This window comes from Geodermatophilus sp. SYSU D00779 (genome assembly GCF_054050595.1).
The window spans coordinates 39,222-62,661 of record NZ_JBJGZQ010000018.1 but is presented as its reverse complement, the minus strand read 5'-3'; the positions used below and the strand labels follow the sequence as shown (position 1 = coordinate 62,661).

Sequence of the window (23,440 nt, the reverse complement as noted above, 5' to 3'; positions counted from 1 at the left end):
CCTCACAGGCTCAGGCGCACGTGGGCGAGCGTACCGGGATAGGACGCGGGCAGATCGCTCAGCTCGGGGTCCAGGTGACCGCGCCGGAAGGTGCCGCTGGCCGCTCCGCTGATGAGCGTCACGCTGCCGCGGTGCTCGCCGGTGATGCCGATGACCCGGCTGATCCCGCGTCCGCGGCCCGGGCGGCCGATCGAGGTCACGTTCACCTGGGCCGCGCGCACGATCGCCGTCCGGTCGTCGGGCACGGGGAACACCGCGGCGAGTCGCTCACGCAGCCCGATGCCGCTGTCACCCACGGCGAACGAGATGTCGCCCCTGTTGTCGTACCGCTGCAGCGCCACGTAGCCGTGCGACCGCGTGCTGTGCTCCAGGACGTTCCGGGCCATCTCGTCGAGCGCCGCGTACAGCGGCTGGATCAGCTCGGGGTGGTCGTCGACGTAGGTCTGCACGAGGGCGGCGGCGACGGTGTCCAGCCCGGCCTCCCCGTCGAAGCGGCGCAGCTCGACGAGGCGGTGGCCGAGCCGGCGCTCCCGCACCTGGGGCAGGTCGTGGACCACGTCGAGCCCGGTGAGCTGCTCGCCGAGCCGCATCCGGGTGAGGTAGTTCGCGACGTCCCCGCCCTCGGGTTTGCGGAAGCGGACGGGGCGGTGCAGCAGCGTCGCCCGCTCGGCGATGACGGCGAGGCTCACCAGCCCGGCCGGGTCGATGAACTTCAGGCCGGTCAGGTCGATCTCGACGGATCCGGTGCCCGAGGGGCGCAGGTGTCCGCCGATCTCGTCGTACGTCAACACGCCGTTCGTGCAGACCGTGATGTCGACGCAATCGGTCCTGGTCATCTCCGATACATCATCGACGAGGGTCTGACACTCAGCGAGTGACGGCGTCGTCCTCGTCCGTGACCAGTGGTGGTGTCGCTCGGCCGCGCTGCGTCAGGACCGGTCGCCGCCGTCAGCGCCCGGTGCCCGCGTCCCCGGAGGTGTCGTAGCCGGGCAGCCACCGCCGGAGCTCGGCGTCGACGGCCACGGTGGCGTCCAGCGAGCAGAGGACGCCGGCCAGCCCCGCGGCCACGCGCTGGAGCAGCAGGTGGCGCGGCGGGACGGTCAGCCGGCGCTGGGTGCGGGCGGCGGCGCTGAACGGGTCGGAGGCGAGCCGGGTCCGCTCCTGCAGCCACGCCCTCGTGAAGCGGTGGGCCGGGCTGCGCAGCGGCCGCAGGTAGGGGTCGAGCAGCGCGAGCAGGGCCTGCGGGGTGACCTGGTCCGGCCGCAGCAGTCCCGCGGAGGCGGCGAGGCGGTGCAGGGCCGCGGCGTCGCCGTCCCGCCCGGCGGCGAGCAGGGGGCCGAGCCGGGCCGGCCAGCCGCGCGGCAGGGCCTCGGTCGCCCCGAAGTCGAGGACGGCGAGGCGCCCGTCGGGCAGCAGCCGGAAGTTGCCGGGGTGCGGGTCGCCGTGCAGTCGGCGGGCGCGCACCGGCGCGGAGGCGAGCAGGCGCACCAGCAGCCGGCCGGCGTGGTCCCGGTCGGCCCGGGTGCCGCCGGCGATGACCCGCGACAGGGGGGTGCCGTCGACCCAGCGGGTGACCAGGACCTGGCCTGCGACGGCCAGCACGTCGGGGACGGCGATGTCCGGGTCGTCGCGGTAGGCGTCGGCGAACGCCGTATGGGCCTCGGCCTCCCGGACGTAGTCGACCTCCTCGACGAGCCGGTCGCGCAGCTCGGCGAGCAGCTGCCGGGCGTCGAGGCCGGGCACGGCCGCCTGCAGGAGCGGCGTCAGCGTCTGCAGCACCCCGAGGTCGGCGACGAGCGCCTCACCGGCGCCGGGGTACTGGACCTTCACCGCCACCGGGCTGCCGTCGGACCAGGTGGCGCGGTGCACCTGCCCCACGCTGGCCGCCGCGACCGGCCGGTCGTCGAGGTCGCGGAACAGCCGCCGCCAGTCGGCGCCGAACGACTGCTCGAGCTGCCGGTGCACCAGGTCGGCCGGCATGGCCGGGGCCGCCTCCTGCAGTCGCGTCAGCGCCTCGCGGTAGGGGCCGACCAGCTGCTCGGGCAGCGCGGCCTCCATGGCCGACATCGCCTGGCCGACCTTCATGGCGCCGCCCTTGAGCTGGCCGAGGACGGCGAATAGCTGCTCGGCCGTGCGCTGCTGCACCTGCGCGGCGACCACCTCGGCGGGGCGGCCGCCGATCCGCTTGCCGACCCCGAGGGCGGTGCGCCCGGCGTACGCGGCCGGCAGTGCGGCGAGCCGCGCCGTCCGGGCCAGGCGGCCCCGCGGCGGCCGGCCGTCCTCCGAGGTCACCGGCGGACCGTAGCGCCCTCGACGAGGGCGTCGGCCATCACGGCGTCGTCCGCGCCGGGGGGGGGGGGCAGGCGGCCCGAGGATCAACCCGGCAGGTGGACCAGCTCCAGCTGGATGTTGTCCGGGTCCCGGAACACGAGCACCGAGTACGGCATGGGGTCCGTCGTGTCGGTGACACCGGCGTGCGCCACGCCCAGTTCGTCGAGCCAGGAGGCCCAGGTGTCGAGGTCCTCCCGCGAGGACACCGCCCACGCGAAGTGGTCCAGGCCCGTCGCCGTCTCGCTGGCCGGCGTGCCCGGGTTCGTGGCGTGGCGGTGGATCCCGATCGCCCATCCCTGACTGGGCTCGATGAGCACGACCGCGTGTCCGGACTCCTCCGAGCCGTAGTGCGGAAACGTCATCGGGAGCGGCTCGAGCCCCAGGACGCGCTGGTACCACGCGACGCTGGCGTCCTGGTCCGTGGCGGTGATCGAGAAGTGGTGGAAGCCCTTGATGGCCGGTCGTCCTCGCGTCGGAACGGTCACGTTGCCCTCCTGGCTGCTCGCACCGAGCTCCCGCGGCCGGCCTCGACGGGCGGCCTGATGGCCGGCTGACACGGTCGCGGAATAGCAGGCTCCACCGCGCAACGAACCGTCACAAGGGGCCGTCGGTCCCGGGCTCCTGGATGAGCGGCGGCACCACGGCCGACGTGCCGGAGCAGACGATCACCTGCGCTGCTCGGCCACCAGGTCGCTGACCGTTCCCGAGGCCTCGACGGGTCGGGGCACCGACCGCTCACGTTGACCGGGCCGGCTGTACGCGTACCTCCGAGATCAACCGCTCCAACGGGCCGGGCTCGTCGACCGGGACGATCCGGGCGAGGGGGCGGCCGTGGTCGGTGATGGTGACGCTGCGCCCGGCGCGCACCTCGGCCAGGTACCGGCTCAGGCCGTCGCACAGCTGTCGGATGCCGACCGACTCCACTCCCACCTCCCCTGGGGCCACGTCGTGACGGGGACCGTAGCCCGATCACGCACCTCACTGCCTGACCGTGCCCACCGTCAGCAAGGTGCCGGCGACCGCTTCGCCGGGGACACAGCGATGCCGGACCGCGACCGTCGCACTCGCGAACCGGAGCCTCCGGTCAGGGTCGCGGTGAGCGACCGGGCCCGGTCGCCATCCGCTGCAGGTCGAGGTCGCGCAGCCACGCCGTCTCGTAGAACTCGAGGGCCGCAGCCATCTGTGTTCGCGCGAAGAGGCCGGCCGATGCCTCGTACAGGGGTTGCGCGCCGACCAGTCCGGAGAACCGCGCCGTCGGGGAGGCGCCGTCGAGGACCAGCACGTCGACGTCGTCACTGGCGGTCAGGTCGGCGAGCTCCCCGACCAGTGCCAGCAGCCCGTGTGTCCCTGCGGGGAGGGACACGGCGACGTCGAGGTCCCGGGCCCGCTCCGGGGTGCGGACGGCGCTGCCGAAGACGGTGACCAGCGTGACGCCGTGCCGACGCGCCAGATCCTCGGGCCGCCCGTCGTCGGCGGCGGCGCGCAGACGGTCGAGCGGATCGGCGACGGACACGGCCCGGGAGCAGGAGACGGGTGCTCCACCGGGGAGCCGCACGGAGTGATGCCCTGCCGGCGCCGGGACGGCGGAGCCGGCCGCCTGGGCCACCGACTGCAGCACCCGCTGCGACTGCGGGGTCACTGGGCAGCGCGCTCCCGCCCGGCCGGTGGCCCGCGGCTGTCCCCAGGTGGTCCGTCAGCCGCCCGCCCCCGGCACGGGTGGCAGCACTCCGGCTCTCGTCAACCAGCCGAGCCAGTCGCCGAGGTGCCAGGCCTCGGACACCTGGTCCCCGGTCCAGTGCAGGACGTGCGCCCCCTCGGCGGACGTGTGGTTCCCGGTCGGGTCCACGCCCGGGAGCAACTGCGTCGTCCCGGAGAGGACGGCCTCGGCCGTCCAGCGGTGCACGGAGGTGGTCCCGTCGACGACGTGCTCGTGCACCTGGACGTGGATGTCGGAGAAGCCCGTCCGGAAGCTGGTGATGAACTCCCGCAGCTCGGCCCGGCCCATGTCCGGGAACGGGGGCCCGTGGTAGACGAGGTCCTCCGCGAAGACGTCGTCCACAGCGGACACGTCGCCCTGTTCCCAGGCAGCCATGAAGCGGGTCATCGCCTCACGCGCCCGGTCCTTCGAGACCGCCGAGCTCGTGGTCCGGGTCATGACACGACTCCTTCCTCGTGCGTCCGCGACGTCCCCGATGCTCCTCGGGCCGACGTGCCGGACCAGGGGCGTCGGCCCCTCCCTGGGGCGGGAGCAGCCGATCGGATCGCCGGGCGCAGTCAGTGGACGGCGCGTTCCTGCCCGGCCCAGTAGGGCTCGCGCAGTGCCCGCTTGAGCACCTTGCCGGCCGCGGAGACCGGCAGTGCGTCGACGACGTCCATCGACCGCGGCACCTTGTAGCCGGCGATCCGGTCGGCGCAGAAGGCGCGCAGCTCCTCGAGGGGCACGGCGGCGCCGGCCGCCGGGACGACGACGGCGTGCACGCGTTCGCCCCAGGTCTCGTCGGGGACGCCGATGACCGCGCAGGTGGCCACGGCCGGGTGCTGGGCGAGGACGTTCTCCACCTCGACCGAGTACACGTTCTCCCCGCCGGAGATGATCATGTCCTTGAGGCGGTCGGTGAGGTACACGTAGCCCTCGTCGTCCATCCGGCCGGCGTCGCCGGTGTGCATCCAGCCGCCGCGCAGCGCCTCCGCGGTCTCCTCCGGCCGACCCCAGTAGCCGAGCATCACGTGCCCGCCGCGGACGACGATCTCCCCGACCTCGCCGCGGGGCAGCTCGACGTCGTCCGGGCCGACGACGCGCACCTCGGCGTGCGGAGCGGCGCGGCCGACGGAGCGCCGGTGCCGCGGGTCCTCGTGGTCGTCGGACGTGAGGAGGGTCGCCACGGGGGCGAGCTCCGTCATGCCGTAGGCCTGCATGAAACGCGCGTTGGGCAGCGCCTTCACCGCCCGGCCGAGCAGCGCATCGGACATGGGGGAGGCCCCGTACATCACCCGCTGCACGCTGGTCAGGTCGAACTCGTCGACCCGAGGGGAGTCGACCACCAGCTGGATCATCGTGGGGACCAGCATCACGTCGGTGATGCCGTGCTCCTGGACGGCGGCCAGCACGGCGACCGGGTCGAACACCGGGATCGCCACCTGCGTGCCGCCGACCACGCCGCCTGTGACCCAGGTCGAGAAGGCGGCGAGGTGGAACATCGGCGCGGCGTGCAGGAGCAGGCCGCCGGGCGCGAAGTGCTCGGTGGCCAGCGCGCCCATGGACGACGTCAGCAGGTTGTCGTGGCTGAGCATCACGCCCTTGGCCCGGCCGGTGGTGCCGCCGGTGTAGAAGACGCCGGCGAGCTGGTCCCCGCCGCGGCGGGCGTCCTCGACCGGCTCGTGCGTCTCCACCAGCTGCTCGAAGGCGACCATGCCGTCGGGGGTCGGGCCGTCGCCCGCGTGGACGACGTGCCGCAGCCACGGGTGGCCCGCCCGGATGCCCTCGGTGCACTGCACGAAGACGTCGTCGACGACGAGGACCCGGGCGTCGACCTCGGCGAGCGAGTCGGCGATCTCCGGGACGCTCCACCGGATGTTGACCGGGACGACGACGCCGCCGGCCCACAGCGTCGCGGCGAGGACCTCGGCGTAGCGGTCGGAGTTCAGCGAGAGGATGGCCGCGCGCTCGCCGTCCCGGATCCCGAGCTGCCGGAGAGCGGCGGCGAGCCGGGCGATCCGGTCGACGGACTCGGCGTGGGTCCGGGTGCGGCCGGCGCAGACCGTGGCGATCTCGTGCGGGCGTTGCTGGACGGAGCGGTGCAGCCCCTGGGTGAGGTACACGGCGACCTCCCGATCCGGTGGGTCCGGATCATGGCGCCGGCGGCGCCCGCGTCGCCAGGGGCGGACGGCTCTGGGTCCCGCGGCCGCCCGCCCCTCGTCCCAGCGCTAGGAGGCCGTCCGCTCCCGGTCCCGGGTGGAGGCGATGAACTCCCGGACGACGGGGTAGACCTCGGACTCCCAGCGGGACCCGCTGAAGACGCCGTAGTGGCCCACCTTCTCCTGCAGGTGGTGGCGCTTGCGCTCCTCGGGGATCCCGGTGCACAGCCCGTGGGCCGCCTCGGTCTGGCCGGGGGAGCAGATGTCGTCGTTCGCGCCCTCCACGGTGAGCAGCGCGGCGTTCCGGATGGCGCCGGGGTCGACGCGATTGCCCCGCCAGGTGAAGCGGCCGCGGGGGAGGTCGTGCTGCTGGAAGACGCGGCCGACGGTCTCCAGGTAGAACTCGGCGGGGACGTCCATGACCGCGCCGTACTCGTCGTAGAAGGCGCGGGTGGTCGCGGCCCGGTCCGCGTTGCCGGTGACGAGGTCGCGGTACATCCGCGCGTGCGCGGTGAGATGCCGCTTCGGGTTCATCGACATGAAGGCGGTCAGCTGGACGACGCCGGGGTAGACCCGCCGTCCGGCGCCCGCGTACCGGCTCGGCACGGTGTCGACGACCCGGCGCTCGAACCAGGAGAGCGGCTTGTCGGCAGCCGACGTGTTGACCCGGTTGGGGTTGACGCGGGTGTCGATGGGGCCGGCCATGAGGGTGACGCTGGCGGGCTCGGCGGGGTCGTCCGCCTCCGCGAGCAGGGCGACGGCGGCGAGCACCAGCGGCGCGGGCTGGCAGACGGCCAGCATGTGAGTGCCGGGGCCGAGGTGGCGCAGCGCCTGCATGACGTGGTCGATGTACTCGTCCAGCCCGAAGGGCCCGTGCTCGGCGGGGATGTCCCGGGCGTTGTGCCAGTCGATGACGTAGACGTCGTGGTCGGACAGCAGCGTCTTGATCGTCGGCCGGATGAGCGTCGTGAAGTGGCCGGACATGGGGCCGACGACGAGCACGCGGGGCTGGCCGGGTACCGAGGGCTTGGTGAAGTGCAGCAGGGTGCCGAAGGGCGTCCTCAGGGCCGGGCGCTCGAAGACGTCCGCCTCGCGGTCGCCGACCGGCACGGTGGTGATGCCGAACGACGGGCGGTGGTGGGTGGGACGCGCGTTGGCGAGGATGTCGCAGGCGGCCCGCATGTGACGGACGGCCGGGGTCCGGCTCAGCGGGGTCGGCAGGCCCTGCAGCGCGCGGGCGGTCCACTCGGACGCCGCGACGACGGGCGCTCCCATCCGGCGGTTCATCTCGTAAGCGGTGTAGAGCATCGGCCTGCCTGTCGCTGGGGTGCTGTTTGTCAAGTGACCTAGGTCACCTGTCGGGAACGTTAACCCCTGTGAACGACGGTGGCGCGGCGGGGCCTCGATTCGGGCGACGTGGCGGGCACGTGTCGCGGCACCGGTGTCCCGTGTGCAGCAGCTGTCACACCAGCACCGGTGCACTGCTGGCCGGCGCTGGGGCCGGGTCCGGTACTCCTCGCGGGAGCGCCCCGGCGACCGCGGTCGCCGGGGCGCTGTGCGTCGTGCGGTTTCTACACGGCCTCGGGGACGTGCAGGTGGGCGAGGACGAGGTCCATCTCGGCGACGTCCACGATCCTGGCGCCCATGGCCTGGGCGAACTGCTCGCGCAGGGACCGGGCGTGCTTGCGCACCAGCCCCGCGGCGTCGCGGTTCTCGAAGCTGGTGACGCTGACGGTCCGGCCGAGGCGGCGGTCGACCAGCATGCTGACGCTGCAGAAGCCGGGCAGCTCCTGGAGCTTGGGCAGCAGGTTGTGCCGGTAGGCGTCGAGCAGGTCGTCGAGGTGGTTCGGTGCGATGCGCGCCCAGGTGACCTGCGCGCCGGCGCCGTCCCCGGCGGGGCGCTCCCGGTGGAGGACCGCGATCTCCCACTCCTGGACGTCGGCGTGCTCGCCGCCGAGGGTGTGCATGAGGCGGTGCTGGACGGTGCGGTCCTCGTGGGCGGTGGCGCGCATGGCCTGCTCGTCGACCCAGGAGGTCGCGACGATGCAGCGGCCGCTGTCGCGGTCCGCGAGCAGCGACAGGCCGACGCAGCCATCGGTCTTCTGCACCGCCGGCATCACCTCGTCGCGCACGTACGTAATGCCGGCGTCGAGGTTGCTGAGGTTGCCGCGGATGCTGGTGGATCGGGCGTACATGCCACCTCCGTTCGGGCGGCGCCCCGGCGGCATCGCCTCGCGGGTCAGCTTCTCGGCCGCCGACCCGCGAGGCAACGGCTCACTTGCCGCTTACGGCACTCCTGGAAAGACGCATCGCACGGCCGACTACCGGCCAAATCACCCCTTCGCGGCACAACACGTTCCGCTTTCGCCGACTCACTCAACGTTCGTGTCAGTCTGCAATGCCGCCTGTGACGATCGCCCAACCAGGAGTGTCCGATGCGCTTGTTCCCGATGTTCGATGCCCAGAGCCTGGCAGAGGAGAATCGCAAGGCGCGGGACGAGTTGCTCGGGGCCAAGAACCAGGCCGAGGAGCGGGCGGCCGCAGCCCACGAGAGGCTGGACAAGGCCTACCGCAAGGGGTTCGACACCTATCTGAGCCCGTTCGCGAGCCAGTTCGCACGGCTCCGCAACATCGAGCTGAGCGACCTGCCGACCATCACCGCAGTTCCCGAGCTCAAGGCCATGGACGTCAGGCTGCGGGACGTCGGCTTCAAGGCCGTTCACGGCCTCGCCGCCCTTGCAGGGGGCAGTGCAGCTGGGGCAGCTGCGGGTGGCATGACCTTCGCCGCCGTGGGTGCGCTGGCCGCTGCTTCGACGGGGACGGCGATCTCCGCTCTCAGCGGCGCAGCAGCCACCAGCGCGACGCTCGCCTGGCTGGGTGGTGGCTCGCTCGCGGCCGGCGGACTGGGGGTCGCGGGTGGGACGGCGGTGTTGGCCGGAGTCGTGGCCGCCCCTGCGGTCCTCCTCACCTACGGCGTCCTCTGGTGGAAGGGCGAGGAGGCGTACCAGAAACAGCTCAAGGTCCAGCAGGAGCTCGTGGCTGCTGAGAGCGAGATGGCCGTCCAGGTCGCCAAGGTCGACGCCGCCATCAAGCGCATCTGGGACACGTCCCGGGTCGTCCGGGCCCTCGGAGCGTGTGGGCGTCCGCGGCTGAAGAAGCTCACGACACTGATCGACCAGAACGACGACTACTCGACGTACACGCCGCAGCAACGCGCCCTCGTGGCCGAGCTCGCGGGGCTCGCCACGGCCATGGCCGCCGTCATCGCATGTCCGGTGGTCGACGAGGACGGGCGCGTGACGGTCCTGTCCGAGGAGACGATTGCCGCGGCCACCACTCTCACCGACCGACTCGCAGCGTGAGTGACTCCGGCGCGGGACCGCGTTACGAGCGAGTCGCTGGCGCTCGTCTGGTCCGCGACATCGGGCAGGAGACGGCCCGACTCGCCGTTGACTCGGCCACTCGTATCGGTCGCCAGCAACTCGCGATGCTGCTGCAGCAGCGATCCGTGGCCCAGGAGATGGCCGAGCGCTTCGGCCGGCTTGGGGACGCGCAGCGGCAGGGCCACGTCTTCGAGTGGATGCACGAGATCTCGTTCAACCTCAAGGCGATCGCCGAGGACGACGACGCGCGGCTCCGGGTCACGACGTGGCTCGGCGAGCCGCATGCGCCGGCGGACCTGCGCGTGTACGGATCCTCGGGAGAGGTTCTGAGCGAGGTCCAGGCGAAGGTCGTAGGTAACGCCGCGCAGCGGCTGGCGTTCAGCGACGGCCTGGCGTCCGACAAGTACCAGGGCATGCAGCTGTTGGTCCCGAGTGACCACGTCGGGGGCACGCAGAGCCTGTTGGGTCGTCGACTCGCTATGCCAGAGGGACCTCTGCACGACCGGTATGCCGAGGTCCGGGCCAACCTGACCGACCGTGTGACTCAGGGGCAGCTGACTTCGAACGCGGTCACCACGAACGAGCTAGCCGATGCGGCACGAGATCCGCAGGGACACCTGCAGTCGATGATCCGCTCCACCCACCTCCGGGACGTGGCGGTGGCTGGAGGAACAGCAGCAGTGACGGCGGGGCTGACGACCGGTCTCGTCGACGTCGCCACGGCCTTGGTGCGAACGGGCTCGCTCGACGGCCTCAACTGGACTGAGGTTGCACGTCGGGCGGCAAAGCACGCACTCGGTGCTGGCGCCGCCGCCTGCATCGCCGAAGGTCTGTCGGGTCTTGGACAACACGCCATGGCTTCTGGGGCTGGCGGTTGGGCAGACGCGTTGGTCGACGGCGGCCTCGACCACTTCATGGGGCTCGCTGCCTTCAAGATTGCCGGCATCGCCCACGGGATTGCCACGGGCCGCCTGAGCGGTGAGGCGGCAGCCTGGGCCGCTGCCGAGACGTTGACGCGGGCGACCGCCGGCTGGGCATGCGCGGCCATCGGTCAGGTGGTCATCCCCGTGCCCGTCGTCGGCGCGCTCATCGGCAACGTCGTCGGGCAGTTCGGGGCCAGCATGCTGGTCCAGGGGATCCGGCTCGCGGTCGCCGCCCGGGACAAGGCCGCGGCGTGGGATGCCGAGTACGAGCAACTCCTGCGCCACACAGCTGAGTTGCAGGAGGTAGCGGCTCGGGAGTTGCGGGAGGGCGAGTCCGCCCTGGCCACCTACGAGGTCGGGTTCCGAGCCCAGGTGCTGCCGCGGCTCCACCGACTGCAGTCCGCGGTGGCTACCGGGCGGCCTGACGAGGTCCTGTCCGATCTGGCGGGCATCACCCGGTCGTACCTCGGCACGCCACTGTTCGCTTCATTGGCCGAGTTCGACGCGCTGATGTCTGATCAGGACTTCACTCTGGTCTTGGACTTGGGCCTCACCGCGCCTCAATCGTGTCCCTCTGATGCCGAGACTTGATCGCTCGAGTCGGTGATGCAGGCGCATCCGAGGGCGTAATTTGAGCTGGAGTATCGAGTCCGAGGCTGTGGTCGCGGCGCATTAGTGCAACCGTCGGGGCGAACCTCCGGCGGAGAGTCAAGCGCCTTGTCTATAGCTCGCGGTTCTGGTGCCACGCCAGCAGCTCCGCGCCGGTCGTCCTGTGATCGAAGAACACCGTCTCCTCCGCAACGTCGGTCAGCTGGTCGAGGAAGTCCTCGTGAGCTCCGTGGCCGGGATTTTCTGCCGTGCCTCGCACATACATGACGACGAAGGTTGCTGGACGGCCGTCGGACTTAGGGCGGATGACCCGGCCCATGCGCTGGATCATCTGCCTCTTGCTCCGGCTGGCCGCCAGGATGACACCCACGTCCGCTTGAGGGACGTCGATCCCTTCGTCGAGGACCCGAGGAGCGGACAGTACGCGTACGGTCCCGGGCTTGAAGTCCTCAAGCCGCTCCTTGCGCTCCCATTGCTTCAATGCGCTCGTGAAGGCCAGAGCCGACACTCCGCAACCGCGCAAGACGCAGGCGGCGTCGCTAGCGCTCTGCTTTGTCTCAGCAAATACGAGCCCTCGCTCGGCGGAGGCCAGTAGTGGAGCTAGGTCCGCGAGCTGTTCGTGCTTGCGGTGGCAGTCGGCTAGCAGCTGTCGACGCTTGTTGAAGGCGTTGAGGTAGCCGCGGGCGGCCTTTGTCGGTCGGGAGTTGACAAAGCCGCCTTTGCTGAGCTGTCCGACCGCTGCCATGAATTCCCCGAATGGTTCCTCGGGGCACTCATGTTCGGCAATGAGGCAGCGGCGTAGCGTCCGCGCTCGTTCATCGTACTCATCGTGCAGCTCGCGTTCCTCAGCCGTGAAGTCGACCCCGATGAACCCGACCCGGAAGCGAGCCAGAGTTCCGTCCGCCAGGCCTCGCTCGTAGTCGCACGTGAAGACAACCCCACCGAAATAGGGCTCGAGGTTCTGGGCGAGGCCGTCATCCTCGCGAGCGTAGGTGGCAGTCAGTCCCAGGCGAGCAGTGAACTGTGGCTCTAGGGCTCGGGCGAACGCCTTTGCGCCGTAGCGATGTACTTCATCGGCGATGAGGAGCCCAGTCATCCGCGACCTCAACATCTGGTACTTGGAGGCGGACTGCACGGTGGACACAAGGATGTCGTGGACGGCGAAGTCGTCTGCGTGTCCGCCTCCGAAACGTCCAATGTGGGCATTGGGAAGGTCGCGCCGCAAGACGTCGTACCACTGATCAAGCAGCTCGCGCCCCGGCACGAGGATCAGCACCTTCTCGCCTGCTTCCACGGCGGCGGCAGCTGCCAGCACGCCCACGGTCGTCTTGCCTGTTCCCGTGACCGCCTCGACGACACCTCGGCGGCCGTTGGCCATCCAGGCTGCGAGGGCTTCCTGCTGCCACGCCCGCGGCTCAGCTCCGGCGTAGCAGCGGGGTCGTGCGGACCGAGGCGGGGTGATGCGCGAAGTCCGGGAGGTGGCGCTAGTCCCGTCAGCCAAGCGCCACAGCGGCGGAGTCCCGCCGTCCGCAGTGAACAGGTCCTTGCGCGCGTACAGGACGCTGTTGACATCGGTTGTCGTCAGGCCGTCGAAGCCCCGCCGGCGGAGGCCTGCGAGGAGTTGCCGCTTGTCCTGATTCGGCTCGCCTGCAAGCAGCTCCCGGAGAGCCTCCGCGATGGACTCACGCTGCATGGGTTCGAGCTCGCTCGGTCCGCGTCATGGAGGTGAAGCCCCTGCCGGTCACGGGTCCTCTGTCGGCAAGTGGCCCGGCGATCTTCACCGGATGCCCGCGACTTGTTCCCTCCGAGTGATGGGGATGGCGCGCACCGTCCACAGTGCAGGCCGACGGGCGCGTCGTACGACGGTCTCCCTTGACCCGTAGGCGTCAGCGTCCAGACCGTTGGCCTCGCATGTCGAGGAGGCGGCCATGGATGGCACTCGCACCGACACGGGGACCGCGATGACCGGTCGACGCCGGCCGGCTGTAGGACGCTCTAAGCGAGCGTTCGTTTGTGGCGATCGGGATTCCAGGACTTCATGCGTCCGATGCCGCGAACGAGATAGTCGGCCGGCTGCCTAGCGCGCGGCCAGGCCATGAGCCCGGCCGCTGTCGCGGGTCCGGGTTTGGGCACGGGGGTCGACTCCGACGCCCGTGGTGACTCCGCTGCGTCATCCGCCCGAGGGGCGGGCGTTCTTCGGCGCTCAGTGGACCGCAAGGTCACGAACCTGCCGTCACCGAACGGCAAGACGGCCAGGATCGCGAACAGCTTCGGTCTCCCGGCTGGCCGTCGGTACTCATGTCCTGGCGCCACGGCGACGTGTGAGCGTGTCTGTTATGCGGGCAAGCTCGAGAAGCTCTACAAGGGCGTGCTGGATGTCCTGACCGGCAACATGCTGGCGCTCGCTGGACTTGACCGGTCGGGCATGGCCGAACTGCTGGCCGACATGATCGGCGGTTTCCGCGCGGACTGCGACCGAGCCGAGAGGCGCGGCGCCAGGGTGCCGCGCGACTTCCGCATCCACTGGGACGGCGACTTCTTCTCGCTCGCCTACGCAGAGGCCTGGGCCGATGTCATCCGCGCCGCTCCGGACATCCGCTTCTGGGTGTACACCCGGAGCTTCGACTCCGCCGCGCTCGACGTCTTGCCCGCCCTCTCGGGCCTGTCCAACCTCTCCGTCTACCTGTCCGTTGATCCCGACAATCTGGAGGCGGCCAAGCAGGCGAGGCAGCGCCATCCCTGGGTCCGGTGGGCCTACCTGGCCGAGACGTTCGCCGACGGGCGTGCGGACCTGGCGGCGCTACCCGGCAAGCGTTACCCGTGCCCTGAGAACGGACGACGGATCCCGCTGATCTCCGAGAAGGGGTCCGCCTGCATCCGTTGCGGTGTCTGTCCCAGCGGCCGGGGTGACGTCGTCTTCTCCATCGCCAAGCACTGAGGTGGGCAGGAAGCCGCTCAAGCTTCCTTCGGTCGTTGAGGGCTCAGCGCGAAGATGCAGTCCGGACACAGGTAGCGACGCCAGTACGTCGAGTTCCGACCACTCTTGTCCCGTTCTCCGGCCGCCGTGTACAGCCACCACATGAGGCCCTTCTTGGCCTTCGCGGCAGCAGACAGGTCCGGGGAGGAGTCCCACTCTCGCCGCACGACATTGCTGGAGCCCGACGAGTCTTGGGTCCGGAAGATGGTCGAGCACAGGGTGCACGTCGCGCAGTCGAGCTTGTCCAACAGCTTGGCTCGAAGCTCGGGGATCGGCTCTTGCAACGGGGCAGTGAGCCGCTCTGTCACCCGACCCGCATCGGAGATCAGGAGGAGCCCGATACCCAGTTGGCTTGCGACGACCATCTGCTCGTCGGTGATGCTCTCCCCTTGTTGGGCCAGGTAGCAGCGGTCCGCCATGACCGAGTAGCCATGAGCCTGGCCTGCAGACTTGGCGAAGGGCGCTCCCCGTCTCTTCACCTCGATGGCGACGACCTCGGACCTTGATGCCAGATCACCACCGCCGAAGTCGCGCAGGCCGACGACGTCGATGCGCCCGAGGCTCGGACCGGTGTCAACGGCGACGGCCCAGCAGCCGAGCGTCTTCTTCGCCCATGCCTCGACTGAGGGATACAACGCGGCCTCGGGCCCGGTCATGCGTGCCATGCGGATCCTTCGTGAGCTGGTTGGCGAGCGGAGCGGAGGCGGCTGCGTCAGGCGAGCGGCGACGGCAGGAACGGCGAAGCAGCGCCGTGCCACGTGACGACGAGTTCGTCGCGAGCGCGTGACGAGGCGACGTAGAGCAGGAGTCGTTCACGCACCAGGGCGTCGCCGCGGTCGTCGTCGGGGTACTGGCCGATGACCCGGCCGGCCGGGACTTGACTCTCGTCCACCCCGGCCAGCACGACCTTGCGGAACTCCAGCCCCTTGGCCCGGTGCATCGTCAGTAGCGAGGGAGCCGGGGCCGTCCGTGAACGTCGGCCCTCTACCGTCTGCACGGTGACCTGACGGTCGGCCAGGCCACGCTGCACGAGGTCGCGCACGGCACCACTACGCACGAGTACGGCGAGGCTCGCCGGCTCGACGTCAGGTTCCGCGAGCCAGCCCTTCAGGACGTCGGCGATCTGATCGAGCTCCGCAGACAGGGACGGCGAGGACAGCAGCCGCGGCCGGGGGCCGCGGAGCGGGGAGCGGTAGCCGCTGACGTCCTCGCCCTCGCCCTCGAGGTCGGTCACCTCCGCACCCTCGAGGACGCCGACGGCGAACCGGAGGTTCTGAGCAGTCGTCCGGTAGTTCAGCGTCAGGCGCCGGGAACGGCCCTGGATGTTGATGCCGAGCCTGCCGAGGACGACCTTCTCCCCGTAGATCCGCTGGTGGGAGTCCTCGCAGATGAACAGGTCGTTCGAGCCGACGGGGACCAGTGAGCGCAGCAGGCGCCAGTGGCCCGTGTGCAGGTCCTGGGCCTCGTCCACGATGACGTGGTCGGCGAGCCCCTTCGGCCTCGCCTGGGTGACCGCGGCCGATGCGAGGGCGGCCAGCTCCGCGAAGGTTGCCTTCCCCTCCATGGAGAGCCTGCGCCGATATGCCTCGACGACCGCCCACACGCCCAGCCGTTCGGCTCGGCTGAGCCGCACGCCGCGACCGGTCCGCGGGACGCGCGCGTACTCCTCTCGCGTGGTGACCCCATTCCCGAGGATCACCGACCGGTACTCGGCGGTGAGGAAGGTCGGGGTCTTGAGGTGCGGCGGCAGGCTCTCCCCGGCCGTCGCGACGGACTCCTCCCACAGCTGCCGATCTTCGCTGTCCCGCAGCGCCAGCTCACCCTGCAGCGACAGGGATCCGAGGTGGGTCGACACCGCTCGCAGTGCTCGATCGCCTGCCTTCGCCAGCGCCTCGCGCGCCAGCTTGTCGACGCCGACGACGTGGACCCCCGGGGCTCCCAGCTCCGAGGCCAGGGCCAGCTCGGGATTCAGTTCGTTCAGGCCGGCGCGGAGGCTGTCGGCCAGGGTCGTCGTATAGGTGGTCAGGACGATCCGGGCCTTCGGATTCTGCTGCGCGAGGAAGTGCGCCCGGTGCAGGGCGACGACCGTCTTCCCCGTGCCCGCCCCACCGCTCAGGCGGAACGCGCCGCGGTAGGTGTCCCGGTAGGCGTACGCCCGCTGGTCCGGGTGCAGGAAGACGCGCCATGCGGCGAACGAGCCGGACAGCACCTGGGTGAGCTGGTCGTCGTCGACGATGGTCACGAACTCCATCTGCGACGCGGGGTGGCTGAGGGCCCGCTCGACCCGCTCGGCTTCGGTAACCGGATCGGCAGTCGCGCCGGGCTCGGCGCCGACCGCCTCGGCGGACTCCCGGAGCGCAGCGGCGATGTCCTCGGGCGCGGTCCCGGTCGCCAGTTGCAGCAGTGCGTCCGCCTGCCATGCGGGCGCATCCGCGGCTAGGGACAGCAGAGCGTCCTCGTCGCCGGCCGTGACCGCCGCCTCCGCGAGGGGTGTAGGCAGGCCCAGGACGTCGGTCAACTCCGAGGTCTTGAAGCCGGAGAGCGGACCCGGGACGTCGTCCTCGACACGAGGTCGGACGACGGGCTGCTGCTCCGGGGCGGTGACGACGGCTTCCTCGTCGAAGAACTCCAGGACGCCGTTCACCGGGTTGACCCGAAGCGTCAGTCGTGCCGCCAGCCGGTTGGCCTCGTCGTGCTTCTTGATCGCCGCCAGCACGAAGTTCGGCTCCGGCTGCTCGGCGACGAGGAACAGCACCGCCCGGTAGTTGTCGTTGACCCGGCCGGTCCGCACGCGGCTGTCCCGCGACCCGTTGATGGGCTCGATGTGCAGGCCCGGGACGGTGTGGTCCGTCATCAGCTTGTGCAGGAACTCCCACGCGCGTGGGCGCAGCGACCCGTCGACGTCCAGGTCCTTGGTGAACTGCTTGGACATGATCACGTTGGCCATCGGGTCACTCCTGTCCGGCGCCGGGCGCACCCAGCAGCTCTGTGATGGCGTCGACGTCGGTGGGTGCGACCGTCCACGAGCCGTCGACGGGCTCGTCCGACTCGTCCAGCCGGACGCAGACCTTCGCGTCCGGCCACGCGAGGTCCAACGGGGTTCCGTCGTCGGTCTCGAAGCCCTGCTCGGGCACTGGGACGCCGACTGCGGCGAGTCGACGGAGCAGAGCCCGCTCGGCATCGGTCAACGCCCCGTCGATGAGACCCTGCCAGGCCGGGTCGACGTGGCTCTCGAACTGCATGGTGGGCGCGTCCATCGTCGGGGTGACCGCGCCGCCGATCACCTGCGACAGCGCCGCGATGGTCATCGGCTGGTCGGCGAACCCGAAGACGTTGGACAGTCGGAGCCACTCCCGCCACGCATCCTGCCCAGCGGGCTTCTCCAGCCGGTCGTCCCGGTCGTCGACGACGAGAGCGGTGTGCAGACCGAGTGGTGCCGAGGCCAGTGCCGCAGTGAGCGCGAGACTTCCGCCCTGGCACCACGACCAGCCGGCCAGCGGCCCCATCAGGTCTCCGACAGTCGGCTCGCCGCACAGGACGTCGCCCGCCGCGGTCACGAGTTGCTTCGCGAAGAGCCGGAAGCGCCGAGCGCTCGGCAGCGCCCCGAAGGCGAGAGCCGCCCGGTCGGCCAGCTTCGACCAGGCGTCCGCATCCGGGGTCCGGATCCACGCCAGCAACTGGCTGACGGCGTCGTCCTTCAGCAGGGTCTCGGGGGCGGACCCGGGCAGCAGCTTCGACCGGAGCATCGCCAGCGACGGGTCGGTCAGGGCGCCGAGCGGCGACGCAGGCGTGCCCGCGGTGAGCGCCTCGAAGCGGTCCAGGTCCTTGGAGGTGATCGCCCAGACCACCTTGCCCTGGTCTCGGAGGGCGGCTCGCTTCTCCGCGTCGTCCCGCACCCGGTTGTGCTCGGCCGAGGCGTGGAACAGCGCGCCGTCCGTGAAGATGCAGACCTCGGGCACGGTCGGGTCCTGTGTGCTGAGCACGAAGTCCGGCTTGACGTTGCCGAGCGGCACCTGCGGACGCATCGTCCAGCGGCGGTGCGAGCCGGACAGCGCGAACTCGACGAGCGTCCCATCCGGCTGGGGCTTCTGCCGCACCGACGCGCCCTGGGCGGCCAGCGCACCGCAGAGCGCGTCCCGGAAGCGCTGCTCGAGGTGGCTCTCTGGCGACGGCGGGGGGACGTCGGCGATGGACTTGGCCTGCACCGGCTGCCAGGCGTGCTGGGCGGCCTCCCCGAGCGGCGCGACCAGCCCGAGGATCTCCGCGAGCAGTTGAGCGGCCCGGGCTCGGGAGGTCTTGTCCACCTGCCCGGGGTGGACGAACGGCAGCAGGCACCGGTGGCAGGCCAGCTTGCCCTCGGCGGCGCAGGGGCAGTTCTCGACGACGTCCAGAGCCGCCTGGAGCAGCTCCCGGACCCGGTCCGGGCGGGCAAAGTCGGCCAGGTATCCGGTGCCACCGGGGACGGTGTCGTGCAGGAGCAGCGCGACGCGGTCCACGCCGCCGACCGGTGCATGGACGTCGACGACGTCCAGGTGGTCCGGATCGCCGCCGATCACCTCGCGCAGCCCGAGCAGCAGCGCCGCGCGGAAGGAGACCGCGGCGAAGTGATCGGTCGTGTACTGCGGCGGCACGAGCATCCGCACGGCCTGGGTCCGGAGCGTCCGGCCGAGCGCGATCTCCCGCCACTCGATGTCGAGGTCACGACGGTGGGGGCACCAGCCTCGGTGCCGTGCGTCCTGCTCGTCGCGACGCTGGGCGGCGGGCGTGACACCACAGCCGGGGCAGACCCGGAACAGCGGTGTCTTCACGTCGAAGCCGGCGATGCTGCGGTCGCGCCCCGACTCCCGGGTCCGGCCCAGGTTGAGCCAGCGGATCTCGGTCGCCCGGATGTACTCGGCGCCGAACGGGAAGTCGGCGAGGTGCCAGGCCTCGGTGATGTCCGCCGGGTCGATGTCCGCCGCGGTGACCGTCGCGAACTGCTCGCGCTCACGGTCGTCGAGGGCGTCGGTGATGGCGGCCTCGTCGCGGGAGACCTGGGCCGAGACCCGCTCCAGCGGAAGCACCTGCAGCCGCTGCCCGGTGTCCTGGATCGCCGCGTCCCCGCACCGCGGACAAGCGGTCACTGACACCGTCCCGCTGGCGCCCCAGCCGCACCGGGCACAGAGCACCCAGTCCTGGACGTGGTCAGTCCCGGTGCTCGCGAGGTCGACGGCGTCGATGCGGGCCGCTATGCCCTGCGCGTAGAAGGTCGAGCCGGGAGCGAACTCGGTGAGCGCAATCCGGCTGCCGCGCTGATAGCTGCGCGGCTCGTCGTGGTAGTCCTCGGTCTCCTGGTCGAACCACCGGACGGCGACGTCCAGCGTCACCGTGTCGTCGAGGAGTGTGTAGTTCGGGAGGACGCCGCGCTCCTCCAGCGCCTGCACCCAGTGCTGCGAGACCAGCTCCTGACGCCGCTTGCGCAGGGCCGACAGCTCGGCCTTGGTGCTCCGCCACAGCTGCTTGTCCTCGTCGGTCGCCGCCGGCTGGTTCGCCCGCTCCGTCAGCTCGACCAGCGCATCCTGGGCTCGGGTGATTCGCTCACCGAGCTCGGTCCGCTCCTTGCGCCACCCGTCGACAGCCCGGTACCACAGGGCCTCCAGGCCGCTGACCTGGTTGGAGTCGATGCCCGCGCCGGCCCAGCGACGCAGGTCCTCGGCGGTGTCGGGACGCACCCGGTCGCCGAACTGTGACAGGAACTCGACGACGTACTCGGCCGCGTGGGCCCGGGCGTCGGTGAGCAGCCGGCCGGTCCAGGAGTCGCCCCCCCAGGTCTCGAGCACGGCCGGCGTCGCCAGCCGCGCCGAAGGTGCGGCGGGGTCGGCTGCCTGACGATCGACGAGGTGCGCGACGTACTGACGGTGCAGGATCTCGACCGCGTCCAGGTAGGTCGCCGGCGGGCGGACGTCGCCGTCGATCACCGACAGCGGCTCGGCCCAGCGGGGGAGATTGGTGCCCCGCGCGGGGACGTAGGCGAGGACCAGGGCGTTGCCCGTCCGGCGGCCGGCACGGCCGATGCGCTGCTGATACCCGGCGACCGACTTCGGCAGGGACGACAGCATGACCGTCGACAGGTCGCCGATGTCGATGCCCAGCTCGAGGGTGGGCGTGGCCACGAGGACGTTCGGGTCGCCGGGCAGCTCGTCCCGGCGGAAGGCCTGCTCCCGCTCCAGCCGCGTGTCGTCAGGCAAGAGACTGGTGTGCTCGGCGGCGACCACACGCCTGGCCTGGGGGCTGGCGTAGAGGGTCCGGTAGTAGTCATCACCCCGTCGCTCCCGGCCGAGACGTCCGGTGCAGCCGGCGCGCACGCAGGGCGCGCCGTCCAGCTCATCGACGACCTGTGTGGTCCCTGGGACGGCGGTGTGACAGACCGGGCACCGGAGCAGGTGCTCACCCGACTGGAGGGCCTCTTCGGACGGCACGGTCACTGCGACGTTCTGCGGCGGCAGTGCCCAGATGCGGGCACCGCCGTTGCTGGTGACCGCGGTCAGGGTGCCGGCGTCGACGAGGACATCGAGCAGGTGGCGGGTGATCACCGCACCGTCGTTGGGGCTTATGTCGAGGCAGGCGGAGGCCCAGCGTGCGTACCAGGAACGTGCACCGCTGATCGACGCCAGCAGCTCGGAACCCTTTGCCGTGGTGGGGAAGGCAGGGGCGGCGCGGCCGGACGGGAAGGCCGGCATGCCGCCGGCCCGGTCCCGACCACCCCAGATCCGCCATCGGTTGCCGTCGGCAGCCAGGTAGGCACCGAGCCAGGGGTGGTGAATGCCGCCCTGACTGCGGATGCGGTCGAGGACGCCGCGCACCCACCACATCAGGCTGGTGCCGCGGCCGGCCACCCAGGAGCCGTCGAGGTCGGGGGAGAGTGCGTGCCGCTGGACGGCGGCGTCGAGCGCAGCGGCGCCGAGGCCATGGACGTCGTCAGTGCCTCCGGCGAGCACCTCGGCGACCGCGCTGCCGGTGAGCTCCAGCGTGCGGCCCAGGCGCGAGTTGAGCCCGAACTCCAGGGCGATGTCGAAGGCCAGCCTCTTGGCGACCCGCCGACGGGCCCGCTCGACCTGGGCGTCCGAGGCGTCGGGGTCCAGGAACGCCCGGAAGTCCCTGTTGCCGACGAGGACCGGCGGGACGAGGACGTGCCGTCGGTGCGGGTCGTCGCCGGCGGCGGTGAGGACGGCGTCGGCGAGTTCAGGCAGGGTTGCCCGCTGCTCAGTGAGGGCGGTGCGCAGGGCGCCGCGGAAGGTCAGCGTGTGGGATCGGGCCTGGACGAAGCCGGCTCGGTGGGCGGCATCCTGGACGCTGTCGGTGAACAGCAGCGTCTTCTTCTCCGCGCGCTCCAGGTGCTCGCTGGCGAACACGCTGGACAGCGACACCGACGCCAAGGTGGCGATCCCGCTACCGAGGAAGCGGATGCCGTTCTCCCGCTCGCATGCGGGGCAGACGTCGCGCTGATCGGGGGTGCGGCGATCGGCGCGGTCGTCGTCGCCGTTGACCAGCACCGGGACGATCGGGTTCTCTTCTAGGGAGGCGACGTCGAGATCCGGCGGGCCGGTCAGGAGCTCCCGGTTCTTGGTGTCGAACCACATCAGCCCCGTGGCCGCCTTGCCGCTGTCGAGATCGGCCGCCTCGCCCGGCGCGAACATCAGTGACCGGACGCGCCGGTTCTCGCGGAGGGCCTCGGCGCGGATGCTCGCCGCGTCGGTCTCGACGGAGTGTCCGGTGGGGGCGATGAGCACACGCCAGCCCGATCGTCCGCAGAAACGGCAGTAGATCGCCGGCAGGTAGAGCTGGCCGCCGGTGTCGACGCCGTCGTCAGTCCACCGGAAACGGGGGGTGTTGTCGGCGAGGCGCTCGACCCGGCTGACCTCGCGGACCCACAGCTGGACGTCCGTGGAGAGGAACCGGGGTCCGGCGCCTGCCTCGGTCATGCCGACCCGGGCCAGGCTCAGCAGCCCGAGAAGGGCGTCGAGGAGCAGGACGCCGTCTTGGTTGGCGGGGCTGCGGTCGGTGGGAAAGAGCCGGCGGGCGAGGTCGGCGACGTCACTCGGAGTTGTCGCAACCCGCAGCAGCTGCTTGGTGAGGTCGTGGTGGGTGAGCAGCCAGCCGAGCTCGCCGTGGCCGCTGAGGCCGTGGACGAGGTGCTGCGCGTCCTCGTCGTTGAGGTCGTTGAGGTGCTCGCCCCGCTTGGGTTGCTCCACGAAGAGCTCGCGGATGAGCGCCCTGATGATCTCGTCCGGGGTGGTCGCCTGGCGGAGTTCACCCGCGACCCTGGGGAGGTCGAGGTAGCCGCGCGGGCGGGTGACACCAGGGCGGGCGTCCGAGGCCTCGCGTTCGGCAAGCCACTCCTCGGAAGTCACGCGGTCCTCGGCGACGATGACATCCGGCTCGATCTCGCGGCCGAAGACGGTGGCGGCGAAGGTCAACAGGGCGCTCGGGTCGCCGCTGCCCAGGGTGGCCGACGTGGCCACCGGAACGACGTCGCCGAGCGGCCGGCCCGGCTCGTCGACGCCGAGGACCAGCCCCAGACGGCGGAGCAGCATCGCGACGTCGGTGCCCTGGGCGCCGTCGTAGGTGTGGAACTCGTCGAGGACCAGGTAGCGCAGGCTCTCGCGGGACAGCTGCCACAGCGGTGCGTCCGACGGCCGTAGGAGCAACTGGTCGAGCATCTTGTAGTTGGTGAGCAGGATGTCCGGCGGATCGGACTGCATGACCGCGCGGTCGGTGATCAGTCCGTCCTGGGTCACCCGGGTGGTCGGCGCGTTCTTGTCACCGGTGTACAGGCCTGCGGTCACGTCGGACAGGCGGGGGTCGCCGGTGATGAGCTGGGCCAGGCGACCGGCCTGGTCGTTGGCCAGCGCGTTCATCGGGTAGAGGACCAGCGCCTTGATGCCGCGCTGTCCGGCCCGGCGCGCCCGCAGGACGTGATCGAGGATGGGGACGAGGAACGACTCCGTCTTTCCGGAGCCGGTCCCGGTTGTGACGATGGTCGGCCGCGGATCGCCCTGCTTCGACGAAAGCCGCGAGAAGGCGACCGCCTGGTGCCGGTAGGGCGCGAAGCCCTCCGGGAACCACTCCAGCGGCGCGGCCCAGTCCTCGTCGGCCGGCCGGAACGGCAGCCGCAGTCGGACGTACGGCCCTCGGAAGATGCCCTCCTGCGGGTCGGTGAGGAAGTCCTCTAGCGCGATACGGACCTCGTCGTCGGCGAGCGCGAACGTCGTGCCGAGGTAGTCGATCAAGGCACGCCGAAGGTCCGCCGCCTGCAGCGACGGGAGCAGTGACGTCATCGGTCGTCCGACTGCCGTTCAGCGGCCCAACTCGGTGTTGTGGCA

Annotated in this window: 16 protein-coding genes; 3 read left to right on the top strand and 13 right to left on the bottom strand. The window is 71.2% G+C overall.

The features are described from left to right. Nucleotides 1–2: 2 nt before the first annotated feature. The 9 genes from ACI79G_RS15530 to ACI79G_RS15490 all read right to left on the bottom strand — a co-directional run bounded on the left by ACI79G_RS15530 (nt 3) and on the right by ACI79G_RS15490 (nt 8,381). Complete coding sequence (locus ACI79G_RS15530) at nt 3–836, bottom strand: ATP-binding protein (RefSeq protein ID WP_139177087.1); 834 nt, start codon at nt 834–836, stop codon at nt 3–5. A gap of 112 nt (nt 837–948) precedes the next feature. Further along, entirely contained in the window at nt 949–2,292 is a 1,344-nt protein-coding gene (locus ACI79G_RS15525) for an ABC1 kinase family protein (RefSeq protein ID WP_456882016.1), read from the bottom strand. Between the two features lie 83 nt (nt 2,293–2,375). Beyond that, a complete protein-coding gene (locus ACI79G_RS15520) occupies nt 2,376–2,816 on the bottom strand; it encodes a VOC family protein (protein WP_456882015.1) in 441 nt (146 codons plus the stop codon). 250 nt (nt 2,817–3,066) lie between these two features. After that, complete coding sequence (locus tag ACI79G_RS15515; RefSeq protein WP_456882014.1) at nt 3,067–3,255, bottom strand: type II toxin-antitoxin system Phd/YefM family antitoxin; 189 nt, start codon at nt 3,253–3,255, stop codon at nt 3,067–3,069. Nucleotides 3,256–3,415: 160 nt separating this feature from the next. After that, nucleotides 3,416–3,844 carry a nucleotidyltransferase family protein gene (locus tag ACI79G_RS15510; protein ID WP_456882013.1) on the bottom strand — a complete coding sequence of 143 codons (429 nt, stop codon included), beginning with the start codon at nt 3,842–3,844 and terminating at the stop codon, nt 3,416–3,418. A gap of 180 nt (nt 3,845–4,024) precedes the next feature. Beyond that, nucleotides 4,025–4,486 (bottom strand): ester cyclase, encoded by a 462-nt coding sequence (locus tag ACI79G_RS15505; RefSeq protein ID WP_456882012.1) that lies wholly within the window; start codon nt 4,484–4,486, stop codon nt 4,025–4,027. A gap of 119 nt (nt 4,487–4,605) precedes the next feature. Beyond that, a complete protein-coding gene (locus ACI79G_RS15500; RefSeq protein WP_456882011.1) occupies nt 4,606–6,150 on the bottom strand; it encodes an acyl-CoA synthetase in 1,545 nt (514 codons plus the stop codon). A gap of 105 nt (nt 6,151–6,255) precedes the next feature. Beyond that, nucleotides 6,256–7,494 (bottom strand): polyhydroxyalkanoate depolymerase, encoded by a 1,239-nt coding sequence (locus tag ACI79G_RS15495; protein WP_456882010.1) that lies wholly within the window; start codon nt 7,492–7,494, stop codon nt 6,256–6,258. A gap of 263 nt (nt 7,495–7,757) precedes the next feature. Next, nucleotides 7,758–8,381, bottom strand: coding sequence for a hypothetical protein (locus ACI79G_RS15490; protein WP_456882009.1), 624 nt, complete (start codon nt 8,379–8,381; stop codon nt 7,758–7,760). Nucleotides 8,382–8,621: 240 nt separating this feature from the next. On the opposite strand from ACI79G_RS15490, the gene ACI79G_RS15485 reads away from it, so the two are divergent. Both ACI79G_RS15485 and ACI79G_RS15480 read left to right on the top strand, forming a co-directional pair. Beyond that, the gene (locus tag ACI79G_RS15485; RefSeq protein ID WP_456882008.1) at nt 8,622–9,548 is read left to right on the top strand and encodes a hypothetical protein; all 927 of its coding nucleotides are present in this window, start codon (nt 8,622–8,624) and stop codon (nt 9,546–9,548) included. Between the two features lie 125 nt (nt 9,549–9,673). Next, nucleotides 9,674–11,083: a hypothetical protein gene (locus tag ACI79G_RS15480; protein WP_456882007.1), complete on the top strand. Its 1,410-nt coding sequence runs from the start codon at nt 9,674–9,676 to the stop codon at nt 11,081–11,083. Between the two features lie 130 nt (nt 11,084–11,213). Here the strand turns inward: ACI79G_RS15480 and ACI79G_RS15475 are convergent, their stop codons facing one another. Continuing rightward, nucleotides 11,214–12,794 carry a DEAD/DEAH box helicase family protein gene (locus tag ACI79G_RS15475; RefSeq protein ID WP_456882006.1) on the bottom strand — a complete coding sequence of 527 codons (1,581 nt, stop codon included), beginning with the start codon at nt 12,792–12,794 and terminating at the stop codon, nt 11,214–11,216. Between the two features lie 513 nt (nt 12,795–13,307). On the opposite strand from ACI79G_RS15475, the gene ACI79G_RS15470 reads away from it, so the two are divergent. Further along, entirely contained in the window at nt 13,308–14,039 is a 732-nt protein-coding gene (locus ACI79G_RS15470) for a GP88 family protein (protein WP_456882005.1), read from the top strand. 17 nt (nt 14,040–14,056) lie between these two features. Here ACI79G_RS15470 and ACI79G_RS15465 read toward each other — a convergent pair whose 3' ends face one another. From ACI79G_RS15465 to ACI79G_RS15455, 3 genes are read right to left on the bottom strand one after another with little or no spacing between them, the layout of a single operon-like run. Continuing rightward, entirely contained in the window at nt 14,057–14,743 is a 687-nt protein-coding gene (locus tag ACI79G_RS15465) for a hypothetical protein (RefSeq protein ID WP_456882004.1), read from the bottom strand. A 47-nt stretch (nt 14,744–14,790) separates the two neighbouring features. Further along, nucleotides 14,791–17,025, bottom strand: a complete 2,235-nt coding sequence (locus ACI79G_RS15460) for a 3'-5' exonuclease (RefSeq protein WP_456882003.1) — start codon at nt 17,023–17,025, stop codon at nt 14,791–14,793. Nucleotides 17,026–17,029: 4 nt separating this feature from the next. Beyond that, nucleotides 17,030–23,395, bottom strand: coding sequence for a DEAD/DEAH box helicase (locus ACI79G_RS15455; protein WP_456882002.1), 6,366 nt, complete (start codon nt 23,393–23,395; stop codon nt 17,030–17,032). Between the last annotated feature and the right edge of the window lie 45 nt (nt 23,396–23,440).